Source organism: Pontibacter sp. GD7 (genome assembly GCF_058216375.1).
In genome coordinates this window covers 67,429-89,215 of record NZ_JBYZMP010000008.1, presented here as the reverse complement: position 1 = coordinate 89,215, position 21,787 = coordinate 67,429, and the positions used below count along the sequence as shown (strand labels likewise).

Here is a 21,787-nt window from a genome sequence, read left to right as displayed (position 1 = left end):
GACGCAAAATATTGCGTCTCTACAATTCCAACAACGAATAACCAACAACCAATAACTAACAACTAACAACCAACAACGACGCACATTATCGATTTCCGTACAGGCAGCGAAGAGAGCAGAATTAGATATATTAGAATTTTAAAGTATAAATTGTTACCTCATACTTAGTAAGGTGAAAATATGCAGGCAGGAAAAATGATCGTAATTATTGGCGCTGCGATTGTGGTGATTGGCCTTGTTGTCTGGCTGGCCGGCGATAAATTTAGCTGGTTCGGGCATTTACCCGGCGATATCCGGATTGAGCGTAAGAACATGCGCTTTTATGCACCCATTACCAGCATGATTTTGCTGAGCATACTCCTGTCGCTGTTGCTGTGGGTGTTCCGGAAGTTTTTCTAAAAAGTATACTTGAGTATATTTGGGGGACTGGTGCGGCAAATTTGCCGTGGCCGTAAGTATAACCGCTTTCGCTATCCATGTTCTTTATACTTTCCAAAACACTTCATTTTCTGCTGATGCCCCTTATCTGGGTGATCCTGTTGTTGTTACTGGCTGTTTTCCTGAAGTCGCAGAAGTGGAGACGCATCGCGTTGGTAAGTGCCGTTGGTTTGTTGCTGGTGTTTTCTAACCCGCTGTTATCGAACGAGGCCTGGCGTGCCTGGGAGATCGAAGCAATGCCCATCAGTAAAGTGAATGACTATGATATGGCGGTTATACTTACCGGTGTAACTTCCTATCGCGAAGATGTACCCGACCGAATCCATACTTCAAAGGGCTCAGACAGGTTTTTGCACCCGCTGCAGCTTTACCGGATGGGGAAAATAGACAAGTTTCTGATTACCGGCGGCAGCGGCTATATACTGGCAGACAGAATTCCGGAGGCGGAGCAGATCGAAAAGATCCTGTTAATGGCTGGGGTGCCTGAGGAAGACATCATCACGGAAAATAACAGCCGCAATACACGTGAGAACGCCGTTAACACAGCTGAATTCCTTAAAAAGCATCCGGAGGTTGATAAAGTATTACTGGTTACATCGGCTTTCCACATGCGCCGTGCAGCGGCCTGTTTTACGAAGGCAGGTATAAATGCCGATAGCTTCACCGCTGATTTCTACGCTTACGAACGCCGTTTCACCCCCGATGAACTCATCATCCCCAGCGCATCCGCCTTTAGCAACTGGCACTTACTGATACACGAAGTTTCGGGCTTCCTGATCTATAAGTTGCTGGGGTATTGTTAGTTGTTAGTTGTTCGTTATTCGTTATTAGAATGTTGAGACGCATGTTTCGTTATTGGTTATTCGTTGTTCGTTCTTAGAATGTAGAGACGCAATATTTTGCGTCTTGTCTGCTACGAGGCAAGGGCTTACGTTATTCGTTGCCCGTTATTCGGTTATTGGACTACAGCTTGTAATAGGTTGGGTTTTGCTAGATGGTAAAACGCTCACAGGTCTGGAAGATGCTGTGAGCGTTTTCAGGTTTTCTTAATCATCAAATTATCCTGAAGTATATACAGCGATTTACAAATGGTTGATCTGGTATAAAATACACCAGGAAGCCTCCAACCTCACAGCGTCTTCCAGACCTGTGAGGTTTTTGCATTGTAAATGGTCATGTACGTAGCCCGCGTACAAACAACCTCTGCATTGTAGCAGACAAGACGCAAAATATTGCGTCTCTACGATATAAATAACGAATAACGCACAACCAATAACGAAACATGCGTCTCTACGCTCCCAATAACGAATAACGAACAACTAATAACGAATAACCAGTAACGAACAACGATCAACCAACAACGAACTCAAGCTATCCAGATGCTTTTCTGGTTCACGAATTCCCTGATGCCTAAGTATGACAATTCACGGCCGTAACCGGATTTTTTAACGCCGCCAAATGGCATTTCAGGAGTGGAGGCCACCAATGCGTTTACAAACATGGCACCTGTTTCTACCTTACGCGCCACACGCAAACCTCTTTCCTTGTCCTGTGTCCAGACGGCGCCACCTAAGCCAAAGCGGGAGTCGTTGGCTACCTTTATAGCTTCTTCCTCATCTTTAACCACAATAACAGCCGCCACCGGACCAAACATTTCTTCTTCGTAGGCAGGCATTCCGGGCTTTACATTTTTCAGTATCATTGGCTTAAAGTAGGCGCTGTCTTCGCCATCACGGCCACCGTCCAGTACAACTTCGGCACCTTTTTTCACGGATGCTTTTACCTGTTTTTCCAGGTCCTCGGCAAGGTCTTTTCGGGCCAGAGGGCCGTAATCTGTATCATCTGTAAGTGGGTCTCCTGTTTTAAGGCTAGCCATTTTTTGTTTCATCTTCTCCATAAAATCAGCGGCTATACTTTCAACCACAATAAAGCGCTTGGCGGCAATACAGCTTTGCCCCGTGTTCACCATCCTCGACCTCACGGCCACTTCAGCAGCTTTGTCCAGGTCGGCATCCTCCAGCACAATAAAGGCATCGCTACCACCCAATTCCAATACAGTTTTCTTTATTTCGCGGCCTGCAATTTCGGCAACCTGTGCGCCAGCGCCCTCACTGCCGGTTAGGGTAACAGCCTTCACGATCGGGTTTTCGATCACAGACACTACTTCCTTGGAACCTATCAGCAAGGTTTGGAAAACGTTATCCGGAAAGCCTGCTTTGCGCACGATCTCTTCAATGGCCAGAGCACATTGCGGAACGTTGGAAGCATGCTTCAGCAAACCCACGTTACCAGCCATAAGGGCAGGGGCCAGGAACCGGTAAGCCTGCCAGAAAGGGAAGTTCCAGGGCATAATGGCAAGTATAACCCCTAGCGGCTCAAAGGCGATCATACTTTTGGATGCCTCCGTTTCAATCAGTTCATCCTGCAGGAAATCCTTTGCATTGTCGGCATAGTAGCGGCAGGCTTTGGCGCATTTTTTTACCTCTGCCACAGCGTCTTTCAATGGCTTGCCCATCTCCAGTGTAATTAGCCTGGCATACTTTTCAGCTTCATTTTCCAGAATGTCAGCTTGCTTGTGCATTAATCGGGCACGCTCCTCAAAGCTCACTTCGCGCCATTGCTTAAAAGCCTTTTCTGCAGCGTTTATCTTGGTGTTAACTTCTTCAGAGCTGTGGGGCTGAAACGTTTTTACAACCTCTCCGGTGGCGGGATTTATACTTTGTATGGCCATAGTTTTTCTTGTGCTTGCGGGTAAATATACAGCTTTGGTGCTTAATGGTTGTTTTCAGTTAAGGGTAAACCGATTTATACTTGCTGAAACAGTTCCGGGTGTTTTAAGTTAAAGCAACTAAAACTACTTATGGTTTAACCCCACTGTTGCAACGGGTATAACGTCAGTTGCCTGCTCAAATAAAATCCAAAGCTTGAACATTTGCCGTATTTTAGGCTTCTTACATAAAACTAGATCTAATTTATACTTTGACCATGGACAAAACCTATTATAACCCAGCCGACCTTTCTAAATTCGGAAGCATAACAGAGTGGCAACCGGAGCTTGGCCGTAAATTTTTTGATTATTATGGAGAGGTGTTCAAAGATGGCGCCCTGACAGAGCGTGAGAAGGCGCTGATCGCGCTGGCCGTGGCTCATGCCGTGCAATGCCCTTATTGCATTGATGCGTACAGCACAGACTGCCTGCAAAAAGGTGCTGACGAGGCCCAGATGATGGAGGCTCTGCATGTGGCTGCGGCAATAAAAGGTGGCGCAGCACTGGTGCACGGGGTACAAATGATGAATAAAGTGAAAGAGGTAAGCATGTAGCCTATGGGTATAACAACAAGATCATTGAAGAGCCAGGAACACGAACTGGCCGACTCGCTGTACCAACTCACTGTGCTGCAGCAACCTGGCAGCCACGGAGAGCAATACCCTGCCTTTGCCGAGCGCCTACGCGAGCACAGTCTGTTTCCGCTTACCCCAACCGGCACTACTATTTTGCAGGTAAACGTGGGTAAAATGTGTAACCAGACCTGTAAGCACTGCCACGTAGACGCCGGGCCGGACCGCAAAGAGATCATGACGCGTGAAACCATGCAGCAATGCATCGATGCACTGCGGCACTCACCCCAGATAAACACCGTTGATATTACTGGCGGTGCCCCGGAAATGAACCCTGACTTCAGGTGGTTTGTGGAGGAACTTTCTAGGCTGGGTCTGGAGATTATCGTGCGCTGTAACCTTACGATTATACTTGCCAATAAGAAGTACAACGACCTGCCCACGTTTTTCGCAAAGCATAAGGTGCATGTGGTGTCATCGTTGCCGTACTTTATGGCTTCCCGTACCGATGCACAGCGTGGTGACGGCGTTTTTGAGAAATCAGTAGAAGCACTGCAGATGCTAAACGCAGTTGGTTACGGACAGGAGGGAAGCGGCCTGCTGCTTGACCTGGTGTATAACCCATCAGGTGCCTTTCTGCCAAGCGGGCAAAAAGCCATGGAGGCTGAGTTTAAGCTCAGGCTAAAAAGCAGCTACGGCATCGAGTTTAACAGTTTGTTCTGCATTACTAACCTGCCCATCAGCCGTTTCCTGGATTACCTGGTACAAAGTGGCAATTATGAATCGTACATGCAGAAACTGGTGGATAGCTTTAACCCTGTAGCCGCTGCGGGTGTGATGTGCCGCAATACCATATCGGTGGGCTGGGACGGTTCCCTCTACGACTGCGACTTCAATCAAATGCTTGACCTGAACATTTCTATAAGTGTGCCACAGCATATCAGGGATTTTGACCTGGAGGCTCTGGACAATCGGCATATCATACTTAACCAACACTGCTATGGGTGTACAGCAGGTGCCGGCTCCAGTTGTGGCGGCGAAACCGTAAAGTAATTATCCTATGCCTAAAAAAGTGCCCTTACTGTTCGTTTTTGCATACCTCTTTCTGTTAAAGGCCTGCGGACAAACCAGCGACAAAGCTTATTATGTAATGCTGGATGGCCTGTATGAACATTCTGTGCCCCTGATAAAACCTCAAGCCCTTTACCAGCAACTTTCTAAAACAAAGAAGCCGGAATTTATACTTCTGGATGCCAGGTCGGAGAAGGAGTACCAGGTAAGCCATTTGCCAAATGCCCGCTATGTAGGATATGAGGAGTTTAGCCTGGCGCAATTACAAAGTATGCCTAAAGATGCCCCGTTGGTAGTGTATTGTTCGGTTGGCTACCGAAGCGAAAAGATAGGGGAGAAGTTGAAGGCAGCTGGCTTTACCAACGTATACAACCTGTATGGCGGTATTTTCGAATGGGTAAACAGAGGTTATACGGTACGGAATGCCAAAGGCCCTACTCAAAAGGTGCATGTATTCTCTAAAAGCTGGGGTGTGTGGCTAACAAAGGGAGAAAAAGTATATGAATGATAAAAACTTACTGATGCTGTTTGTGCGCAACCCTGAGCTGGGGAAGGTTAAAACACGCCTGGCGGCTTCCGTCGGGCCTGAAGAGGCACTGGCGATCTACATGCACCTGTTGCAGCACACAAAACAGGTAACGGAGCAGCTGCCCATGGATAAGGTAGTCTACTACTCCAATGAGGTTGACCAGCACGATTTGTGGCCCAACAACAAGTATAAAAAGCAGGTGCAGCCTTCCGGGGACCTGGGTGAGAAGATGGAGGCTGCCTTCAGGGGTGCATTTGGGCAGGGTTATACTTCAGTGGTTATCATCGGCAGCGATTGCCACCAACTTACCCCTGCCATTATAGAAAAGGCTTTTGATGCGCTTAAAACACATGAAGTGGTTATTGGGCCTGCTCTGGATGGAGGTTACTACCTTTTGGGCATGAACCACCTGCACCCTGAGCTTTTCCGAAATAAACGCTGGAGTACCGAGCATGTTTTCCCGGATACCCTGTTTGATATTGAGCGCCTGCACCTCTCGCACAAAGTGTTGCCTGAGTTGTCTGACATAGATCATGTGGAGGATCTGGATGAGGACTTTTGGGAGAGGATGCAGGAGTAGGAGAGTCTTTGTGCAGTATCGTGTCTAACCACCCCAGTATTACCTCACCCCAGCCCTCTCCTAAGAACAGGAGAGGGAGCTTTCCCATATTTACTGGCGCCAGCATCCAGCTGGTGTCGCCAAATGGGTGCTAGTCTCCAGACTCGCTTTTCTGCTATACCTGGTCAAACCACCCCTAACCCCTCAGGGTTACGCTCGCAATCTTCGAACATTGTCCAAGGGGGGAGTTTTCTGCAGACGATTAACACACCCCTGCCCCTCTCTTTAAAAGAGGGCCCCTACCCCCAGAGGGGAATCTCGCATTACCTGGTCAAACCACCCCTAGCCCCTCCTTGTCCAAGGAGGGGAATTTTTTGCCATTACCAATTATACTTTCTCTCCAGTTGCGACAGCCGATAGCAAAGAAGTGTCGATCCCAGCCTTTGCGTTGAGCGCCTTAGCGGGTTCCGGTGCCGAACGGAGAGAGGCAGCCCGAGGCACGAGGGCAGGAAGACGGTGCAGCGCGATGCGAAAAGGCGAGGCCTCCCGGCCTTGAGGGCACCAAAGCTGGAGATGAAACTATAGGCAAGTAAGACTGAGAATAAGCAGCAGCTAGATAGAAAAGCCGTACAATCACATACCATCTATCAGCGCCGCTAGAGCCCTGCAATTCCTAAAATAAACTTATTTATATTTACCTTTGTCTCCCTAGTAAATAATTACCCAATGATAGTCCTTCAGAATACCGTTATCAGCGACGACATCCGCGATCAGTTTTTTGTTTGTAATCTAGAGAAGTGCAAAGGTGCCTGCTGCGTAGAAGGCGACCTGGGCGCACCGTTGGAGCAAGACGAACTGGCGATTCTGGAAGAGAACTACGAGCACATCAAGCCTTACATGACTGGCGCAGGCAAACAGGCTGTGGCAGACCAGGGGCTGTATGTTCAGGACTTTGAGGGCGATTACTCTACACCAACCATCGACAACAGGGAGTGTGCCTACGCCATTTACGACGAGAACAATACCCTGAAGTGTGCCATTGAGCAGGCTTACTACGATGGCAAGATAGGTTGGAAAAAGCCGATCTCCTGCCATTTGTACCCTATCCGTATTACAAAGTATGAGGACTTTGAAGCCTTGAACTATGACCGCTGGGGTATCTGCAGTGCAGCCTGTAGTTTCGGGCAGGATTTGGGAGTAAGAGTTTACCAGTTCCTGAAAGAGCCGCTTATCAGAAAGTATGGCGAAGCCTGGTACGGCGAGTTGGAGCAACTGATGCAGGATGAAGAGCAAAAAGTATAAAATGAAAAAGGACTGGCAGCTAAACCGGTCCTTTTTCATTTTATACTTTACCGAACATTTATCTGGGAATTATACTTCGCCAAATCCGGAAGGAGCAGAAGAGCTAGTTTGTTACCTTTTTTAGCCGATTCCCTTGCCCACTGCTTAGCGTTTGTAATGTCTCCTTTAGCCTCATATACAACAGCCAGATTGTAGGCTGCTTTCGCTGCAGTTTTCCTGCTTCCATTCTCTGCTAAAGTAGTAAGCCGGACTATAGCCGTTTCCCAATCATTTGTTGCCATACTATAAGCCGCTTGTGCAAACTCTTTGTTAGAATAGTAAAGCCTTTCGAAGCTAACCTTTTTCGGATGAAGGCGCTGCCAGTAGTCTTGTCCGGTTTGCCAGGCAAGTTTGTTAATGACAGGCCCTGCATTTACTAACGAGGGGCCGATTGCCAGCAATCCACTTATAACACCACGTGAGTCATATGGCTCTGCCCTGGAAAGCGTTATTCTGTCCAGTACATGGCCTGTGCTGTCGTAAAGTGTCCAGGCGGTACGGGTAAGCAGGGTATAATGGGCAGTTTTGTTAACAGTGCCGTCGGTGTCTTTTTCCCTCACTGTTTCCTGGTCAAAAAAAGCATCTATGTTGTCAAGAGACAGTATAAGGTGGTGCGGATACTGTTTATATAGCATCTGCACCTGCTCCTGAGTCATTTCCTGGGATTGGCCATTTACCAAATATGTAGCTGCCGTATCAGTTCCCGCCAGGCTAAAGGTCGGATCCTGAAGTATGGCTTCTGTAGCACCAATCATGGCTTCACTGGCGCCTGCAGTAAAAGTATTTACTTTCTTATCGCGGCTAAAGGGAAGTTGCGTCGGGTTAAACCTGTTCACTGTTACGACCTTCCATTGTTCATTAGAGACAGCGACTTCCGGAGGCATTGTAGTGTCAACATAAAGTACCGAAGTACAACTCTGTAGTATGGTTGCAAGGAAGAAGCAGAGCAACAGTTTTGAAAAAGTGTTCATACCTAGCTAGTAGAGTTTAAATTGATGGTGTAGGTTGCAGAGGGTCATAAAAAAACCTCAGCTTAATATAGCTGAGGTTTTATACTTTATAAAAAATATAGCCTATTCAATGCTGCTAAAATCGTAATTGTCCAGGTAAGATGTTGTGAAGTTTCCGGACTTAAAGCCTTCGTCATCCATCATCTTCAGGTGGAATGGAATCGTTGTCTTGATACCTTCAATCACGAACTCGCTTAGGGCACGCTTCATTTTTACCAGGGCTTCCTCGCGCGTCTGAGCAGTCACGATCAGCTTGGCGATCATAGAGTCATAGTTAGCCGGGATAGTATAGCCTGAGTAAACATGCGAGTCTACGCGAACGCCGTGGCCGCCTGGTACGTGCAGGTTCGTGATCTTACCTGGGCTTGGACGGAAACCGTTCTTAGGGTCCTCTGCGTTGATACGGCACTCGATGGCGTGCATTTTAGGGTAGTAGTTCTTGCCAGTGATCTTCTCGCCGGCAGCCACTTTGATTTGCTCCTTGATCAGGTCGTAGTCAATCACTTCTTCCGTGATCGGGTGCTCTACCTGGATACGCGTGTTCATCTCCATAAAGTAGAAGTCACGGTTTTTGTCTACCAGGAACTCGATGGTACCCACACCTTCGTAGTTAATGGCTTTGGCACCTGCAATGGCAGCCTGACCCATTTTCTCACGTAGCTCATCAGTGATGATCGGAGAAGGAGTCTCCTCGATCAGCTTCTGGTGACGGCGCTGGATAGAGCAGTCACGCTCTGAAAGGTGCGCCACGTTGCCGTGCTGGTCACCGATCAGCTGGATTTCGATATGGCGAGGCTCCTCCACGAATTTCTCCAGGTAGATACCATCGTTACCGAAAGCGGCTTTCGCCTCCGTGCGGGCATCGTTCCAAAGCTTGTCAAAATCTTCTTCGCGCTTGATGATACGCATACCACGGCCACCACCACCGGCAGTTGCCTTGATGATAACAGGATATTTGATCTTGGCTGCAAGCTTTTTGCCTTCTTCTGCGCTTTGTAACAGGCCATCAGAACCCGGAATAGTCGGTACACCGGCTTTCTTCATGGTGTCTTTTGCAGAAGCCTTATCACCCATGGAGTTGATCATTTCCGGAGAGGCACCAATAAACTTGATGTTATTCTCAGCACAAATGCGAGAGAACTCAGCATTCTCTGACAGGAAGCCATAGCCTGGGTGGATCGCGTCTGCGTTTGTGATCTCTGCGGCTGCAATGATGTTCGGGATATTCAGGTATGACTGCGCGCTGGGAGCAGGGCCAATGCAAACGGCCTCGTCAGCAAAGCGCACATGCAGGCTTTCTTTGTCAGCAGTTGAGTATACGGCAACCGTCTTCACACCCATCTCCTTACACGTACGGATGATGCGAAGCGCAATCTCGCCACGGTTGGCAATTAGTATTTTTTTGAACATAAAATCTGATTTGGAGATTTGTAGATTTGAAAATTATAAACAATGAAAATGGAGACGTTTTTAACACCATCTCCATCTTCAAATTTTCTCATTCTCAAATTTTCAAATTTGAAAAATTAGCTTGGGTCTACCAGGAACAATGGCTGGTCGTACTCAACCGGCGAAGCGTTGTCGATCAACACCTTTACAATCTTTCCTGAAACCTCAGACTCAATTTCGTTGAATAGCTTCATCGCCTCGATGATGCAGATAACCTGTCCCTTCTTAACCTCGTCGCCAACGTTTACGAAAGCAGGAGACTCCGGGCTTGAAGAACGGTAGAATGTACCGATCATAGGCGCCTTGATAGCGATATACTTGCTCTCGTCAGAAGCCGCAGCTGCAGCAGGCGCAGCGGCTGGCGCTGGAGCAGCGGCAGGAGCCGGAGCAGGAGCGGCTGCCATTTGTGGAGCAGGAGCAGCAGCCGGAGCAGGCTCGCTTACATACTTCACCTTCTGGTTTGGCTCACGCTGTACCGTAATCTTAAACTCTTCGGTTTCAATGTTAACTTTATTCAAGCCAGATTTGGCGATAAAGTCGATCAGGTCCTGGATTTCTTTAGCTTTCATGTGTTTATTTAACTCTTTCTGCGTATGAATAAGTACGAGTGTCTACTTTGATTTTTTCATCCTGACCAATGAAAAGCGGCACCTGGATAGTGGCACCTGTTTCCACGATGGCTGGTTTTGAGGCGTTTGTCGCCGTATCACCTTTAATGCCTGGCTCAGTATACGTTATCGTAAGCTCCACAAAAGGAGGAATCTCGCAGGTAAGCGGGGTTTCCGTCTCTGCATGGAAAAGTATGGTTACTTCCTGTCCTTCTTTCATCAGGTCGGCGAATGGCACCATGTTCTCGTTCAGTGTTACCTGCTCAAAGGTGTTCATGTCCATAAAGTTATAGCCCATGTCATCTTTGTAGATAAACTGGTGAGGGCGCTGCTCTACACGTGCCGTTGTGATCTTGTGGCCGGCAGAGAAAGTGTTATCCACTACTTTGCCGCTTCTCACGTTTCTCAGCTTCGTTCTAACAAAGGCGGGGCCTTTGCCTGGCTTTACGTGCTGGAAATCGATAACCTGGTATAGGTCGTTGTTATATTCAATCACAACGCCGTTTTTAATATCAGCTGTGGTTGCCATAAAATGTTCTAAATCGTGTTGTACTTGTTTGAAACGATAAAAGTATAGCGCAAAACTATGTATTGCAAGCAAAGTTAGTTAATCTGCCGAATTTGTTATCAAAAAAAAGGGTTAAGTGACAAAGCATTAAGTAAAGTGTGCTGCCAGGTTTGGCAAAGGCTGCTTGCGCCCTGTTTGCAGCCATGCATTAATATTTTTGGCTTCAGGGCGGGCATTGTTATACTTTATACTAAGGCCTGGGCAAATTTTGTAGAACTTTGTGTACCACACCGTCGCAGCGTTTATTGCCAAACTCAAACAGATGCCTGTCGTTTGCGATCTGGTAAAGGCTTTCCTTAAGCAGCGCTTTTGCCCTGTGCAGTCTTGTTTTCACATTACTCTCCGACAGGCTGAGGCACGTTGCTACTTCCTGCACGCCCATCCCCTCTATCTCGCGTAACACATACACTATTCTATATTTTTCGGGCAATGTATCAATGGCTTTCTCCAACAGGTGTTTTGCTTCTTTGTGTAGAATGATGTCTTCAGGATCCATGGGCAGGCCGACACGGCTTTTAAGCATACTGTAATCAATCTGATCAGAATGGGCGGTTTCCAGTATTTTATTTTTGCGAAGCTTTCCCAGCGCCACATTAATACCGATACGGATAAGCCAGGTAGAGAATTGTGCATCATTCCGGAACTGGAGCAGGTTTTCGAAGGCTTTGAGGTAGGTGTCCTGCATAGCGTCCTCTGCTTCCTTCTCGTTTTTAAGATAGCTCCTGATTACCCTGTATAGTTTCTGGTTGTATCGCCGCATCAGTAGCTCGTACAGTTGCTTATCGCCTGATAATATTCGTGCTATGATTTCTGAATCTGTTATGTTGCTGCCAGTGGCAAGCTTACTCTGTTTAGTCATATTGTGCATTTGGTATAGCTTTTAGCAATTGGATGCACTTTGGCTATCATGGTTACTTTTTGTAACGGATTTTTTCTTTTTGCATCTAAGTATAAAACCAATTAAAGCATCACTATGAACTCGACAAACGAAATTTCAGCAGAACGCCTGCATAGGTTGCAGGCACTAACAAAGTATACTTATGCGATTGTGCCCATTGTGGCAGGCATAGATAAGTTTACGCACTTATTAACAAACTGGGACAAATATCTAAGCCCTACATTTGAGGCTATTATTCCTTTTGATCCGCATACTTTTATGCTTATCGTGGGGGTAATTGAGATCATTGCCGGTATATTGGTATTGTTCAGACCCAGAATAGGGGGGTACATTGTAGGCATTTGGCTTGTGTGTATTGCCATTAACCTTATTACCACCGGGCAATACCTCGATGTAGCCGTACGAGACCTTGTGATGGCTGTTGGTGCTTTTGCACTGGCATGGCTACATGAGCCCGCAGTAAGCGAATCCGGAGCACACGGAAAAATTAAGGCAGGTTCAGCTGTTCAGTAAACCGATCAAAGGGAAGGGGCATATATACTTTTTCAAAAATATGCAGACATAAAAAAAAGCGGCCATTGGCCGCTTTTTAAGTATAGTTATATCTTTTTAGGGTCGTAGGCCCACTTCAGGTAGATGGCGCCCCATGTAAAGCCACCACCGAAAGCTGCCAACACAATGTTGTCGCCTTTCTTTAGCTGGCTTTCGTACTCCCATAGGCAAAGCGGAATAGTGCCGCTTGTCGTGTTGCCATACTTATGGATGTTTAGCATTACCTTCTCGTTGCTGAGGCCCATGCGGTTTGCTGTAGCCTCGATGATGCGCTTGTTTGCCTGGTGGGGTACAAGCCACGCCACATCGTCGCCGGTCAGGTTGTTGCGCTCCATTACCTCAGCCGATACATCGGCCATGCCTTTAACGGCAAACTTAAACACCTGCTGGCCTTCCTGGTAGGCATAGTGCTCTCTTGCAAGCACTGTATCCACAGTGGCTGGCTTGCGGCTGCCGCCGGCTTTCATGTGCAGGAACTGTGCACCTGTACCGTCGGATTTGAGAACCTCATCCAGCACGCCGTAGCCTTCTGTGTTTGGCTCCAGCATCACAGCACCACCGCCATCACCGAAGATGATACAAGTGGCTCTGTCGGTATAGTCAATGATAGATGACATTTTATCTGCACCCACCACGATAACCTTTTTATACTTGCCAGACTCGATAAATTTAGAGCCAGTAGCCACAGCGTAAAGGAAGCCTGAGCAGGCAGCCTGAAGGTCGTAACCGAATGCATTTACAGCACCCACTTCCGCGGTGATCAGGTTGGCAGTTGCCGGGAAAACCATGTCAGGGGTAGTGGTGGCGCAGATAAGCAGGTCTACCTCCTCTGGTTTAGTATTAGTCTTTTTAAGTAATTCTCTTACCGCCGGAACAGCAATGTGTGAGGTCCCCAAGCCTTCGCCTTTCAGAATACGCCTTTCCTTGATACCAGTGCGGGAAGTAATCCATTCGTCGTTGGTATCTACCATTGTCTCGAGCTCTTTGTTCGTGAGCACGTATTCTGGAACATAGCCACTCACCCCAGTTATAGCGGCAGTAATTTTACTCATTGTAAAGATTATTTCGGTTAGAGAATTTTGTAAGCGAGCAAATTAATAAAAAAAAATTGGCATAACCTGTCAGTTTTCTTAAAAAGAATTACTGAAACAGATTAAGCCAATTAAATATTAAGCTATTACCCTTTTTAAGGGAAACAGATTATGCGCTGTATTTTTTCTGGAAACGGTCTGAAAGTTTAGACGAAACCATTTTCTGGGCTTGCATCACCATGTTGCAGATAGCCTTAGGGCTTGACACCCCATGACCAATCACAGCATTGCCATTAATACCCAGGATCGGGCTTCCGCCTACAGCCTCGTAGTTAAACTTGTCGAAGAACTCGTCGTGCATGTTTTTCTCATTCAGGATGTCGTAGATGTTCTCCGCCATCTTCAGAATGATGTTGCCGGTATAACCGTCACACACGATCACATCAGCCTTATCGTTGAAAAGGTCGCGCCCTTCAATGTTGCCGATAAAGTTGATGTTGCCATTCGCTTTTAAGCGCAGGTGGGCAGCCTGCGTTACCACAGTGCCTTTTCCTTCTTCTTCGCCCAGGTTCATCAAACCGACCTTCGGGTTAGGGATCTCCAGCACATACTTGGCATAGATTGAGCCTATCTCGCCAAACTGCTCCAGTACCTCTGGTTTGCAGTCGGCGTTGGCGCCTACGTCCAGCATAATGCCGAAGCCACCGTTCACCTTCGGAACCAAGCCTCCAATAGAGGGCCTTAGTATACCTTCTACCGCCTTTACACTAAACATAGCACCTACCAGCATAGCCCCGGTGTTGCCTGCGCTGCAAAAGGCATCTACCTTCTGCATTTTAAGCAGGCCGTAGCCAACGGCTATACTAGAGTCGGTTTTCTGGGAAAGCGCCTTTGTAGGGTGCTCACCCATTTCGATAACCTGGCTAGCATGAACAATCTGGATGTTGTTCCCAGCGTAATTGTATTCGTCAAGCAGTGGTTTGATAACGTCCTCTTTGCCGATCAGCATGATCACGTCATCTTTTTCCAGTAGCTCTACGGCAAGTATGGCACCTTTAACGACAGCCTCTGGTGCATAGTCGCCGCCCATAGCGTCTAAGGCGATCCTCATGAATGGATGTTGTTGTTAATTATACAGAACTTAAACTTAAAGCAGGGTAAGTGCTTACTGCGCGTTTGCTGTATAATTTTTGATTGCCAGCTTGCCTTTGTGGTACAGGTCTCCGTCAACCACGTAAGCGTGGTGGAACAGGTGAGGCGTATCTGTAGTAGGGCAAGTTGCGATAGCTTTCTCAGAAAGTTTATAATGAGTTCTTCTCTTATCTCTTCTGGTCTTCGAAATCTTACGTTTAGGATGTGCCATTTTTTAGTTGAAAATTTACTTACTAGTTTATACTTTTTATACTTCTGAAACTCTTTTAGTTAAGGTTTTTGAGGGCGTCCCAGCGCGGATCAGTGTCCTCGTCATCGTCGTCCTCATCTTCGCTGTCGCTTTCGCTGCGCGAAGTATAGATCAGGATGTCCTCCTCATTCTCTTCATCCTCCTCGTCTGTTTCCTCGATAAACCGCGGATGCAGTTTTTTCATGGGCAGCGAGAGGCTGATGTAATCATACAGGTGCTGTGCAATGTTTACCGACTGTGTACCGCTTGTGATCTGCCACAGGTCATCAGACAGTTCCATGTTTTCATCACCATACTTGATCCTGAAAACCTCCTGCACGTCTACCGGATAATCAAACTCATCCAGGCTTCTGTCGCAGGTCAGGCGCACATGCCCCTTTATGTCAATGTTAAACGTGAGCAGCGACTCTGTTTTATCGAGCTCCACGTTAGCAATAAGTTGTCCTCCTGAAATTATCTCCTTCCCAAAAAGGTCAAAGAAAGAATCATCCATCTCAAACTCATAGGTATGTACCTTGTTGCTGAGTTTGGCAATGCCGATTTCATAATCTTTTAGCTTTTTCACAACCGACTTTTTATTGCAAGACGCAAAATTATGATATAAATCTGATAAAAAAAATACCTGACGCTATTAAACAGCGGCCAGCTGTTCTTCTTTACGCATTTTTATGATATCGCAGGCAAGGAACAACGCCTCCCGGAAAGAGGTTTCATTTGCAACATGCTTAGCTGCAATGTCATAGGCGGTGCCATGGTCAGGTGAAGTGCGCACGATCGGCAAACCAGCCGTAAAATTAACTCCGCTCTCAAAAGCTAAAGTTTTAAACGGAATAAGCCCCTGATCGTGGTACATGGCCAGCACGGCATCTACCTGCTTGTATTGCTGCATGCCAAAAAAGCCGTCTGCCGGAAACGGACCGAACACCAAATGGCCGCGCTCTTTCATCTGCATAATGGCCGGACGGATGATCTCTTGCTCTTCGGTGCCTAGTAAGCCTTCTTCGCCGGCATGTGGGTTAAGGCCCAGCACGGCAATGCGTGGCTTTAGTATGCCAAAGTCTTTTCGCAGCGACTCCAGTAGTATGGTCATCTTGCGGATAAGCAACTCAGGCGTGATCTTGTTTGCCACATCTTTCAAGGCCATGTGCCCGGTTACGGTGGCTACCCTTAAGTCTCCGCTAACCAGTAGCATCAGGCTTTCAGGCGCATCGAAGTAGGAGGTAAGAAACTCAGTGTGGCCCGGGAAGTTAAAATCCTCAGCCTGTATATTGTCCTTATTGATAGGGGCCGTTATCAAACCATCCAGTTTTCCAGCTTTCAGGTCCTGGCAGGCAGCCATTAACGAATCCAGTGATGCTTTGCCCGATGCCGGTGTAGGGGTGCCGGGAGTAACTTCCAGGTCGTTTTCCCAACAGGTGATCAGGTTGATCTTGCGTGGCACCAGTGCATCAACAGCGTTTACTTGCTGATAGAAGAAATGCTCTGCGCTAAGGGCTTTGCGCACCTTGTTGAGTACAGCAGGTGCGGCATAGATAACCGGGGTGCAGTAGTTAAGGATGCGCTGGTCGCTGAGCGTTTTTACGATCACCTCCGGGCCAATGCCATTAGTGTCGCCGATGCTGATGCCTAGTTTTATTTTATATTTATTGTCCATTTTATACTTATCGTACCTGAGAGTTTAGGTAATTGTAAACCAGACGAACGCCTGAACCTGTGGCTAACTTGCCGCGGTAAGAGTCTTCGGCGTGCAGGTAGGCTGTGCCGGCAATATCGAAATGCACCCAAGGGTAATCAGTGAACTCCTCTAAAAACTTGCCCGCTGTTATGTGGCCAGCGTCTGCGCCACCAATATTTTTCAGGTCGGCAATGTCGGAGTCAAGCTGTTTTCTGTATTCATCCCACAACGGAAACTCCACAGTACGCTCATGCACATTGTCACCAGACTTCTTCAAGCCAGCCATTACTTCCTCGCCGGCAGTGCCCATCACTACCAGGCCTTCTTTACCTACTGCGCGCATGGCAGAACCTGTAAGCGTGGCCAGGTCAATCACTAGCTCTGGGTTATACTTCTTGGCAAAGCTAAGGGCATCGGCAAGTATAAGGCGGCCTTCGGCGTCGGTGTTCAGTACCTCTACGGTCATGCCGTTGTGCATCGTGATCACGTCGCCTGGGGCAACGGCTCTGCCGCCTGGTCTGTTATCCGTAGTCGGAATTAAACCGATAATGTGCAGAGGCAACTTGTTTTTAGCAGCGGCATAAAGCACACCTGTTACAGCAGCAGCACCGGCCATGTCAGACTTCATGTAGTCCATCGACTGCGGTGTTGGCTTCAGGCTCAGGCCACCAGTGTCGTACACAACACCTTTACCTACCAATATGTATGGTTTGCTGTTTTTGGCGTTCTCAGGTTTCCACTCTAATATATTAAAGGTGGCTGGTTCTTCGCTGCCCTGGTTCACGGCCAGCAAGCCACCCATCTTCAGGCTTTGAATTCTCAGCTCATCCAGTATCTCAATATCAAAACCACCTTCCTTTGCCAGTTCTTCCAGCTGCTCGCTAAATTGCGTGGCCGACTGGTGGCTGTGTGGTTCGTTTACCAGGTCGCGCACTTTATACACGGCCTCCAGCACATTGGCAAGTTCCTGCACTTGGTCTGCATTTATACTTTCGTCGGCAATGGTAATGGTTTGCAGCGTGCTGGCTTTCGGGTCTTTGGTTTTATACTTTAGGTGCTGATAGTTGCTAAGGTATAAACCCTCGGCTAAGTATAAGCTTGCCTGCGAGTTGGTTTTATCAAGTATGGTTACCTGGCTGGCCTTGTCGGTGCGCAGTTGCTTTAGCAGCGCATGACCCGCCTGACGCAACGCCTCATTTTTTAGATATTCGGTTTTAGCCTCTGGTTGTACCAGCACATATACGCGGTGCGAGTAGCGGTTCAGGTAAATGAACCTGGCGTCCTGGTCTACCTGCTGCTGCACATAGTTTTGCTCTTCCGGCTGCAGTTCCTGCACCTGACTTACCGCATCTTTGGCGATAATTATAGCCAGATCGGTATTTTTAGCTAAGCTTGTGTCGTATTTAAGTTGTGTTGGCATTTGTCGTTCGTATCTTTGAGCCTCAAATATAGTAAGTATAATACGTAATGCGAAAAGCGCTGTAGACCCGCTGTGGTTGTAGCGCCGGCGCAATGTAAGGTATAACGAGATTGAGCGGAAAAGTATACTTTTTGATACTCAGGCTCCTAAATAGTATAAAGTGGGTAATGTAAAACCAAAAAAGCACCTGGGCCAGCACTTTCTGGTAGACCAGAACATTGCTAAAAAGATTGTAGACCAGCTTACACTGCCGAATGGTGTACAGGATGTGTTGGAGATAGGGCCGGGCATGGGCGTGCTCACGCAGTACCTTATCCAGAACCCAGCCTACAGAACCACAGTGGTGGACATAGACCGTGAGTCCATTGCCTACTTGCAGGAACATTTCCCGACCTTAGGAGACCGCATTATCTCTGCCGACTTCCTGAAGACGGACCTGAGCAAACTGTTCCCGGGGCCGTTTGCCATTATCGGTAACTTCCCTTACAACATCTCGAGCCAGATATTCTTTAAAGTGCTGGAGCAGCGCGATGTGGTGCCGGAGGTGGTTTGCATGATTCAGAAAGAGGTAGCAGAGCGTATCGCAGCGCCTCCGGGGTCTAAAACATATGGTATACTTAGCGTGCTGCTGCAGGCTTTTTATACTATCGATTACAAGTTTACCGTAGGAGAGAAGGTGTTTAACCCGCCGCCAAAGGTAAAATCTGCCGTAATTAGTTTGGTGCGAAACGAGGTGGAGAAACTGGCCTGTAACGAGAAACTGTTTTTTCAGGTAGTTAAATTAAGTTTCGGAACAAGACGCAAAACGCTTCGTAACTCACTCCGAAGTTATAACTTGCCGCCTGAAGTAACTGCCCAGCCTGTTTTCGACAAACGCGCCGAGCAGCTTTCCGTGCAGGATTTCGTAGAATTGACCCAACTGATAGAGCAGAATATACAGCCATAGTATGCAGCAGCTAGAGATTACACGTGATTATATTGAGCAGGTAGAGCAGGCCATTGAACGCCAGGATAGCGAGTTTATCCTGAGTACGATGGGAGAGATGCACCCGGCCGATATTACCACGGTGCTCTACGAACTGGATGCAAACGAGTCGAAGTATGTGATGGACCTGCTGCCGCCGGAGGTGGGAGCCGAGATCCTGAGCGACCTGGACTATGACATACGCGAAGACTTTCTCGATTACTTTACCAGCGCCGAGATTGCCCGCTACGTAAACCTGATGCACTCCGACGATGCCGTGGATATTCTGAACGAGCAGTCGGTGCAGACGCGTGAGGAGGTAATTGCTTTAATCGAGAACGAGGAGAAGGCCAAGGACATCCTGGACCTGCTGCACTACGAAGAGGATTGTGCGGGTGGTTTGATGGCAAAAGAGCTTATCAAGGTAAACCTGAACTGGCGTGTGAGGCAGTGTATCGAGGAGATTCGCAGGCAGGCAGAAGATGTGTCACGCATTTACACGGTATATGTGGTAGATAACCGCGACGTGCTGGTTGGGCGCGTGAGTGTGAAGGCGCTTTTGCTCTCTAAAGACGACATACTTGTAAAGGACATCTATAACCCGGATGTGATTTCGATAGAGTCGTTCAGGGATGAGAACGAAGTAGTGAGCGTGATGCAGAAGTATGACCTGGAAGCCATACCTGTAGTAAACATACAGGGCAGGCTACTTGGGCGTATCACCATCGACGACGTGGTAGACGTAATGCAGGAGCAAGCCGAACTAAGCCGCCAGTTGATGACGGGTATCTCGGAGAACGTGGAGGAAGACGACAGCGTGTTCCGAATTTCGCGTTCGCGTTTGCCCTGGCTGATTATCGGTATGGTGGGTGGGTTGCTGGCTGCGCAGTTCATGGGTTTCTTCGAAAGCGACATTGCCATACTTCCGGCATTAGCGCTGTTTGTTCCGCTTATCACGGCAACAGGCGGTAACGTGGGTATTCAGTCTTCTTCCATCATCATCCAGACGCTTTCTTCCAACGCAGTGATGTTTGAGAACTTTGCCCAGCGTATTTTTAAAATGGTGTTGGTGGCCCTGCTCAATGCACTTATCATTTCGATCCTGGTGTTCAGCTTTACCTATATTTTCAGAAACGACCTTACGTTATCTGTTGTGGTATCGGTGGCGCTTTTTTCTGTGGTAATGCTGGCCTCGCTTATGGGTACTGTTACGCCGATGGTGCTCGACAAATTCGGGATCAACCCCGCTGTGGCCGCCGGTCCGTTTATCACCACTGCCAACGACCTTTTAGGTTTGACCATATACTTTGGCGTGGCGCATCTGCTGTATAGTTTGTAGGGAATTACGAATTACATTTCCTTAAACATTAAATCAAAAGAGGGCTATATTCTCCTTAAAGACTCTGACGTATAAAATCCACCCAATTCTTAATTCATAATTCATAATTCATAATTCATAATTCATAATTCATAATTCATAATTTCTATGCCCCGTGTCCTGATCATCGATGAGATTCATCCAAGTATATTTCCGATGCTGGAAAGTATAGGTATGGAGGCTGATTACAGGCCAAAGATAAAACCTGCGGAAGTATGCGAGGCGCTGGCAGGCTTTGACGGGCTGATTGTACGAAGCAAGATGCGGATTACAGCTGATACACTGAAGTATGCCGATAAGCTTAAGTTTGTGGCCCGGGCTGGTGCCGGTGTAGATAACATTGATGCCAATGCGCTACAGGAAAGAAATATAGCCCTGATAGGTGCCAACGAAGGAAACCGACAGGCAGTAGGTGAGTTTGCTTTAGGTTTGCTGTTATCCCTGATGCGCAACATCGTGCGCGGCGATATGGAGGTGCGCAATAAAGTGTGGTTGCGTGAAGAAAACAGGGGAGAGGAGATAAGCGGAAAAACGGTGGGAATTATAGGTTACGGAAACATGGGGCAGAGCTTTGCCAGAGTTCTCAGCGGTTTTGGATGCCGCATTATAGCCTACGACCGTTATGCCCCTGAAAAGATAGCCGCACCCGCTGAGCGTGTATCACTGGAAGAACTGCAGCAACAAGCGGATATCGTAAGCCTGCACATACCGTTTATTGAAGAAAACCTGAATTTTGCTGGCGAGTTATTTTTTGAAGGCTTTCAGAAACCAATCTGGTTTTTGAACACCTCGCGCGGCGATGTGGCAGATCTGGCCGCAATAGTGAAGTACCTGCAAAACGGAAATATAAAAGGCGCTGCCCTGGATGTACTGGAAAACGAAAAACTAGACACTTTGACAGTGCAGCAGCAACAAACCTTCGATTACCTGGCCCAGGCCATCAATGTCATACTTACCCCGCATATTGCCGGCTGGACGCACGAATCTTATGTTAAGATCAACGAGGTATTGGTAGAAAGGATAAAAGTCTTGAATCTAATTTAACATAATTAAGCAACTGTATACTTTGTGTGTTTTTCCGTAAACTAAAGTATGAATGTTACAATCAGGAAAGCCGAGCCGGAAGAGCTGGAGTGGATAAACGAACAGTACAGTAAAGTCAGGTTTCGCCCCTCAGTCTACGAACAGGAGATCATTGCCATAGTTGAGGTAGAAGGGGAACGGGTTGGTATAGGGCGTTTGGTAAGTATAAATGAAAGCTGTCTGGAGCTTGGGGGCATGTATATAAAGGAGAAGTGCCGCGGCTTTGGGCTGGCTAAAAGTATAGTTACCTACCTGCTGCACCAGACTGAGCAAAAAACGGTTTACTGCCTGCCCTTTAGTCATTTGCATCGGTTTTATGAGCAATGCGGTTTTGAACCGGTTGCCGACACAAGCAATGTGCCTGAGCAGGTTTTGGAGAAGTGGGAGTGGTGCCAGCAAACCTATGAGCAGTCAACTTTACTCTTGTACCAGCAAGTATAAATTTAGGAAACAAGGCGGCTGAACTTTGGTT

24 protein-coding genes are annotated in these 21,787 nt (G+C 47.6%); 12 read left to right on the top strand and 12 right to left on the bottom strand.

Annotated elements, in window-relative coordinates:
• Positions 1 to 180 precede the first annotated feature (180 nt).
• Positions 181 to 399 (top strand): DUF2905 domain-containing protein, encoded by a 219-nt coding sequence (locus AC4BAP_RS13515; RefSeq protein WP_490583197.1) that lies wholly within the window; start codon positions 181 to 183, stop codon positions 397 to 399.
• Positions 400 to 476: 77 nt separating this feature from the next.
• Positions 477 to 1,241, top strand: a complete 765-nt coding sequence (locus AC4BAP_RS13510) for a YdcF family protein (RefSeq protein ID WP_490583196.1) — start codon at positions 477 to 479, stop codon at positions 1,239 to 1,241.
• Between the two features lie 563 nt (positions 1,242 to 1,804).
• Here the strand turns inward: AC4BAP_RS13510 and AC4BAP_RS13505 are convergent.
• On the bottom strand, positions 1,805 to 3,169 hold the full coding sequence (locus AC4BAP_RS13505) for an NAD-dependent succinate-semialdehyde dehydrogenase (protein ID WP_490583195.1): 1,365 nt from the start codon (positions 3,167 to 3,169) through the stop codon (positions 1,805 to 1,807).
• Positions 3,170 to 3,423: 254 nt separating this feature from the next.
• Here AC4BAP_RS13505 and AC4BAP_RS13500 point away from each other — a divergent pair, with 254 nt between their 5' ends.
• The 5 genes from AC4BAP_RS13500 to AC4BAP_RS13480 all read left to right on the top strand — a co-directional run bounded on the left by AC4BAP_RS13500 (position 3,424) and on the right by AC4BAP_RS13480 (position 7,238).
• Positions 3,424 to 3,759, top strand: coding sequence for an arsenosugar biosynthesis-associated peroxidase-like protein (locus AC4BAP_RS13500; protein ID WP_490583194.1), 336 nt, complete (start codon positions 3,424 to 3,426; stop codon positions 3,757 to 3,759).
• A gap of 3 nt (positions 3,760 to 3,762) precedes the next feature.
• Positions 3,763 to 4,830 carry an arsenosugar biosynthesis radical SAM (seleno)protein ArsS gene (arsS, locus tag AC4BAP_RS13495; RefSeq protein WP_490583193.1) on the top strand — a complete coding sequence of 356 codons (1,068 nt, stop codon included), beginning with the start codon at positions 3,763 to 3,765 and terminating at the stop codon, positions 4,828 to 4,830.
• Between the two features lie 7 nt (positions 4,831 to 4,837).
• On the top strand, positions 4,838 to 5,356 hold the full coding sequence (locus AC4BAP_RS13490; RefSeq protein WP_490583192.1) for a rhodanese-like domain-containing protein: 519 nt from the start codon (positions 4,838 to 4,840) through the stop codon (positions 5,354 to 5,356).
• A complete protein-coding gene (locus tag AC4BAP_RS13485) occupies positions 5,349 to 5,957 on the top strand; it encodes a TIGR04282 family arsenosugar biosynthesis glycosyltransferase (protein ID WP_490583191.1) in 609 nt (202 codons plus the stop codon). The genes AC4BAP_RS13490 and AC4BAP_RS13485 overlap by 8 nt, the downstream gene beginning before the upstream one ends.
• Before the next feature lie 705 nt (positions 5,958 to 6,662).
• Positions 6,663 to 7,238, top strand: a complete 576-nt coding sequence (locus AC4BAP_RS13480; RefSeq protein WP_490583190.1) for a DUF3109 family protein — start codon at positions 6,663 to 6,665, stop codon at positions 7,236 to 7,238.
• Between the two features lie 47 nt (positions 7,239 to 7,285).
• On the opposite strand, the gene AC4BAP_RS13475 is transcribed toward AC4BAP_RS13480, so the two are convergent.
• The 5 genes from AC4BAP_RS13475 to AC4BAP_RS13455 all read right to left on the bottom strand — a co-directional run bounded on the left by AC4BAP_RS13475 (position 7,286) and on the right by AC4BAP_RS13455 (position 11,771).
• Positions 7,286 to 8,248 (bottom strand): DUF6340 family protein, encoded by a 963-nt coding sequence (locus AC4BAP_RS13475; protein ID WP_490583189.1) that lies wholly within the window; start codon positions 8,246 to 8,248, stop codon positions 7,286 to 7,288.
• Positions 8,249 to 8,350: 102 nt separating this feature from the next.
• Complete coding sequence (accC, locus tag AC4BAP_RS13470; RefSeq protein ID WP_490583188.1) at positions 8,351 to 9,697, bottom strand: acetyl-CoA carboxylase biotin carboxylase subunit; 1,347 nt, start codon at positions 9,695 to 9,697, stop codon at positions 8,351 to 8,353.
• A 116-nt stretch (positions 9,698 to 9,813) separates the two neighbouring features.
• Positions 9,814 to 10,305: an acetyl-CoA carboxylase biotin carboxyl carrier protein gene (gene accB, locus AC4BAP_RS13465; protein WP_490583187.1), complete on the bottom strand. Its 492-nt coding sequence runs from the start codon at positions 10,303 to 10,305 to the stop codon at positions 9,814 to 9,816.
• Between the two features lie 4 nt (positions 10,306 to 10,309).
• On the bottom strand, positions 10,310 to 10,873 hold the full coding sequence (efp, locus tag AC4BAP_RS13460; protein WP_490583186.1) for an elongation factor P: 564 nt from the start codon (positions 10,871 to 10,873) through the stop codon (positions 10,310 to 10,312).
• A gap of 229 nt (positions 10,874 to 11,102) precedes the next feature.
• Positions 11,103 to 11,771, bottom strand: coding sequence for an RNA polymerase sigma factor (locus tag AC4BAP_RS13455; RefSeq protein ID WP_490583185.1), 669 nt, complete (start codon positions 11,769 to 11,771; stop codon positions 11,103 to 11,105).
• Between the two features lie 114 nt (positions 11,772 to 11,885).
• On the opposite strand from AC4BAP_RS13455, the gene AC4BAP_RS13450 reads away from it, so the two are divergent.
• The gene (locus AC4BAP_RS13450) at positions 11,886 to 12,323 is read left to right on the top strand and encodes a tRNA (5-methylaminomethyl-2-thiouridylate)-methyltransferase (RefSeq protein ID WP_490583184.1); all 438 of its coding nucleotides are present in this window, start codon (positions 11,886 to 11,888) and stop codon (positions 12,321 to 12,323) included.
• Positions 12,324 to 12,409: 86 nt separating this feature from the next.
• Here the strand turns inward: AC4BAP_RS13450 and AC4BAP_RS13445 are convergent, their stop codons facing one another.
• From AC4BAP_RS13445 to AC4BAP_RS13420, 6 genes are all read right to left on the bottom strand, one after another.
• On the bottom strand, positions 12,410 to 13,414 hold the full coding sequence (locus tag AC4BAP_RS13445) for a beta-ketoacyl-ACP synthase III (RefSeq protein WP_490583183.1): 1,005 nt from the start codon (positions 13,412 to 13,414) through the stop codon (positions 12,410 to 12,412).
• A gap of 148 nt (positions 13,415 to 13,562) precedes the next feature.
• A complete protein-coding gene (gene plsX, locus AC4BAP_RS13440; RefSeq protein ID WP_490583182.1) occupies positions 13,563 to 14,504 on the bottom strand; it encodes a phosphate acyltransferase PlsX in 942 nt (313 codons plus the stop codon).
• Positions 14,505 to 14,558: 54 nt separating this feature from the next.
• Positions 14,559 to 14,756 (bottom strand): 50S ribosomal protein L32, encoded by a 198-nt coding sequence (gene rpmF, locus AC4BAP_RS13435; RefSeq protein ID WP_187068434.1) that lies wholly within the window; start codon positions 14,754 to 14,756, stop codon positions 14,559 to 14,561.
• Positions 14,757 to 14,811: 55 nt separating this feature from the next.
• A complete protein-coding gene (locus AC4BAP_RS13430; RefSeq protein ID WP_490583181.1) occupies positions 14,812 to 15,360 on the bottom strand; it encodes a YceD family protein in 549 nt (182 codons plus the stop codon).
• 66 nt (positions 15,361 to 15,426) lie between these two features.
• Positions 15,427 to 16,449: a 4-hydroxythreonine-4-phosphate dehydrogenase PdxA gene (gene pdxA, locus AC4BAP_RS13425; protein ID WP_490583180.1), complete on the bottom strand. Its 1,023-nt coding sequence runs from the start codon at positions 16,447 to 16,449 to the stop codon at positions 15,427 to 15,429.
• A 7-nt stretch (positions 16,450 to 16,456) separates the two neighbouring features.
• Positions 16,457 to 17,890, bottom strand: a complete 1,434-nt coding sequence (locus AC4BAP_RS13420) for a leucyl aminopeptidase family protein (RefSeq protein ID WP_490583179.1) — start codon at positions 17,888 to 17,890, stop codon at positions 16,457 to 16,459.
• Positions 17,891 to 18,050: 160 nt separating this feature from the next.
• Here AC4BAP_RS13420 and rsmA point away from each other — a divergent pair, with 160 nt between their 5' ends.
• The 4 genes from rsmA to AC4BAP_RS13400 all read left to right on the top strand — a co-directional run bounded on the left by rsmA (position 18,051) and on the right by AC4BAP_RS13400 (position 21,756).
• The gene (gene rsmA / locus AC4BAP_RS13415; RefSeq protein ID WP_490583178.1) at positions 18,051 to 18,836 is read left to right on the top strand and encodes a 16S rRNA (adenine(1518)-N(6)/adenine(1519)-N(6))-dimethyltransferase RsmA; all 786 of its coding nucleotides are present in this window, start codon (positions 18,051 to 18,053) and stop codon (positions 18,834 to 18,836) included.
• 1 nt (position 18,837) lies between these two features.
• Entirely contained in the window at positions 18,838 to 20,193 is a 1,356-nt protein-coding gene (gene mgtE, locus AC4BAP_RS13410) for a magnesium transporter (protein WP_490583177.1), read from the top strand.
• A gap of 147 nt (positions 20,194 to 20,340) precedes the next feature.
• Positions 20,341 to 21,276, top strand: coding sequence for an NAD(P)-dependent oxidoreductase (locus tag AC4BAP_RS13405; protein ID WP_490583176.1), 936 nt, complete (start codon positions 20,341 to 20,343; stop codon positions 21,274 to 21,276).
• Positions 21,277 to 21,324: 48 nt separating this feature from the next.
• Entirely contained in the window at positions 21,325 to 21,756 is a 432-nt protein-coding gene (locus tag AC4BAP_RS13400; RefSeq protein WP_490583175.1) for a GNAT family N-acetyltransferase, read from the top strand.
• The last annotated feature ends 31 nt before the right edge of the window (positions 21,757 to 21,787 follow it).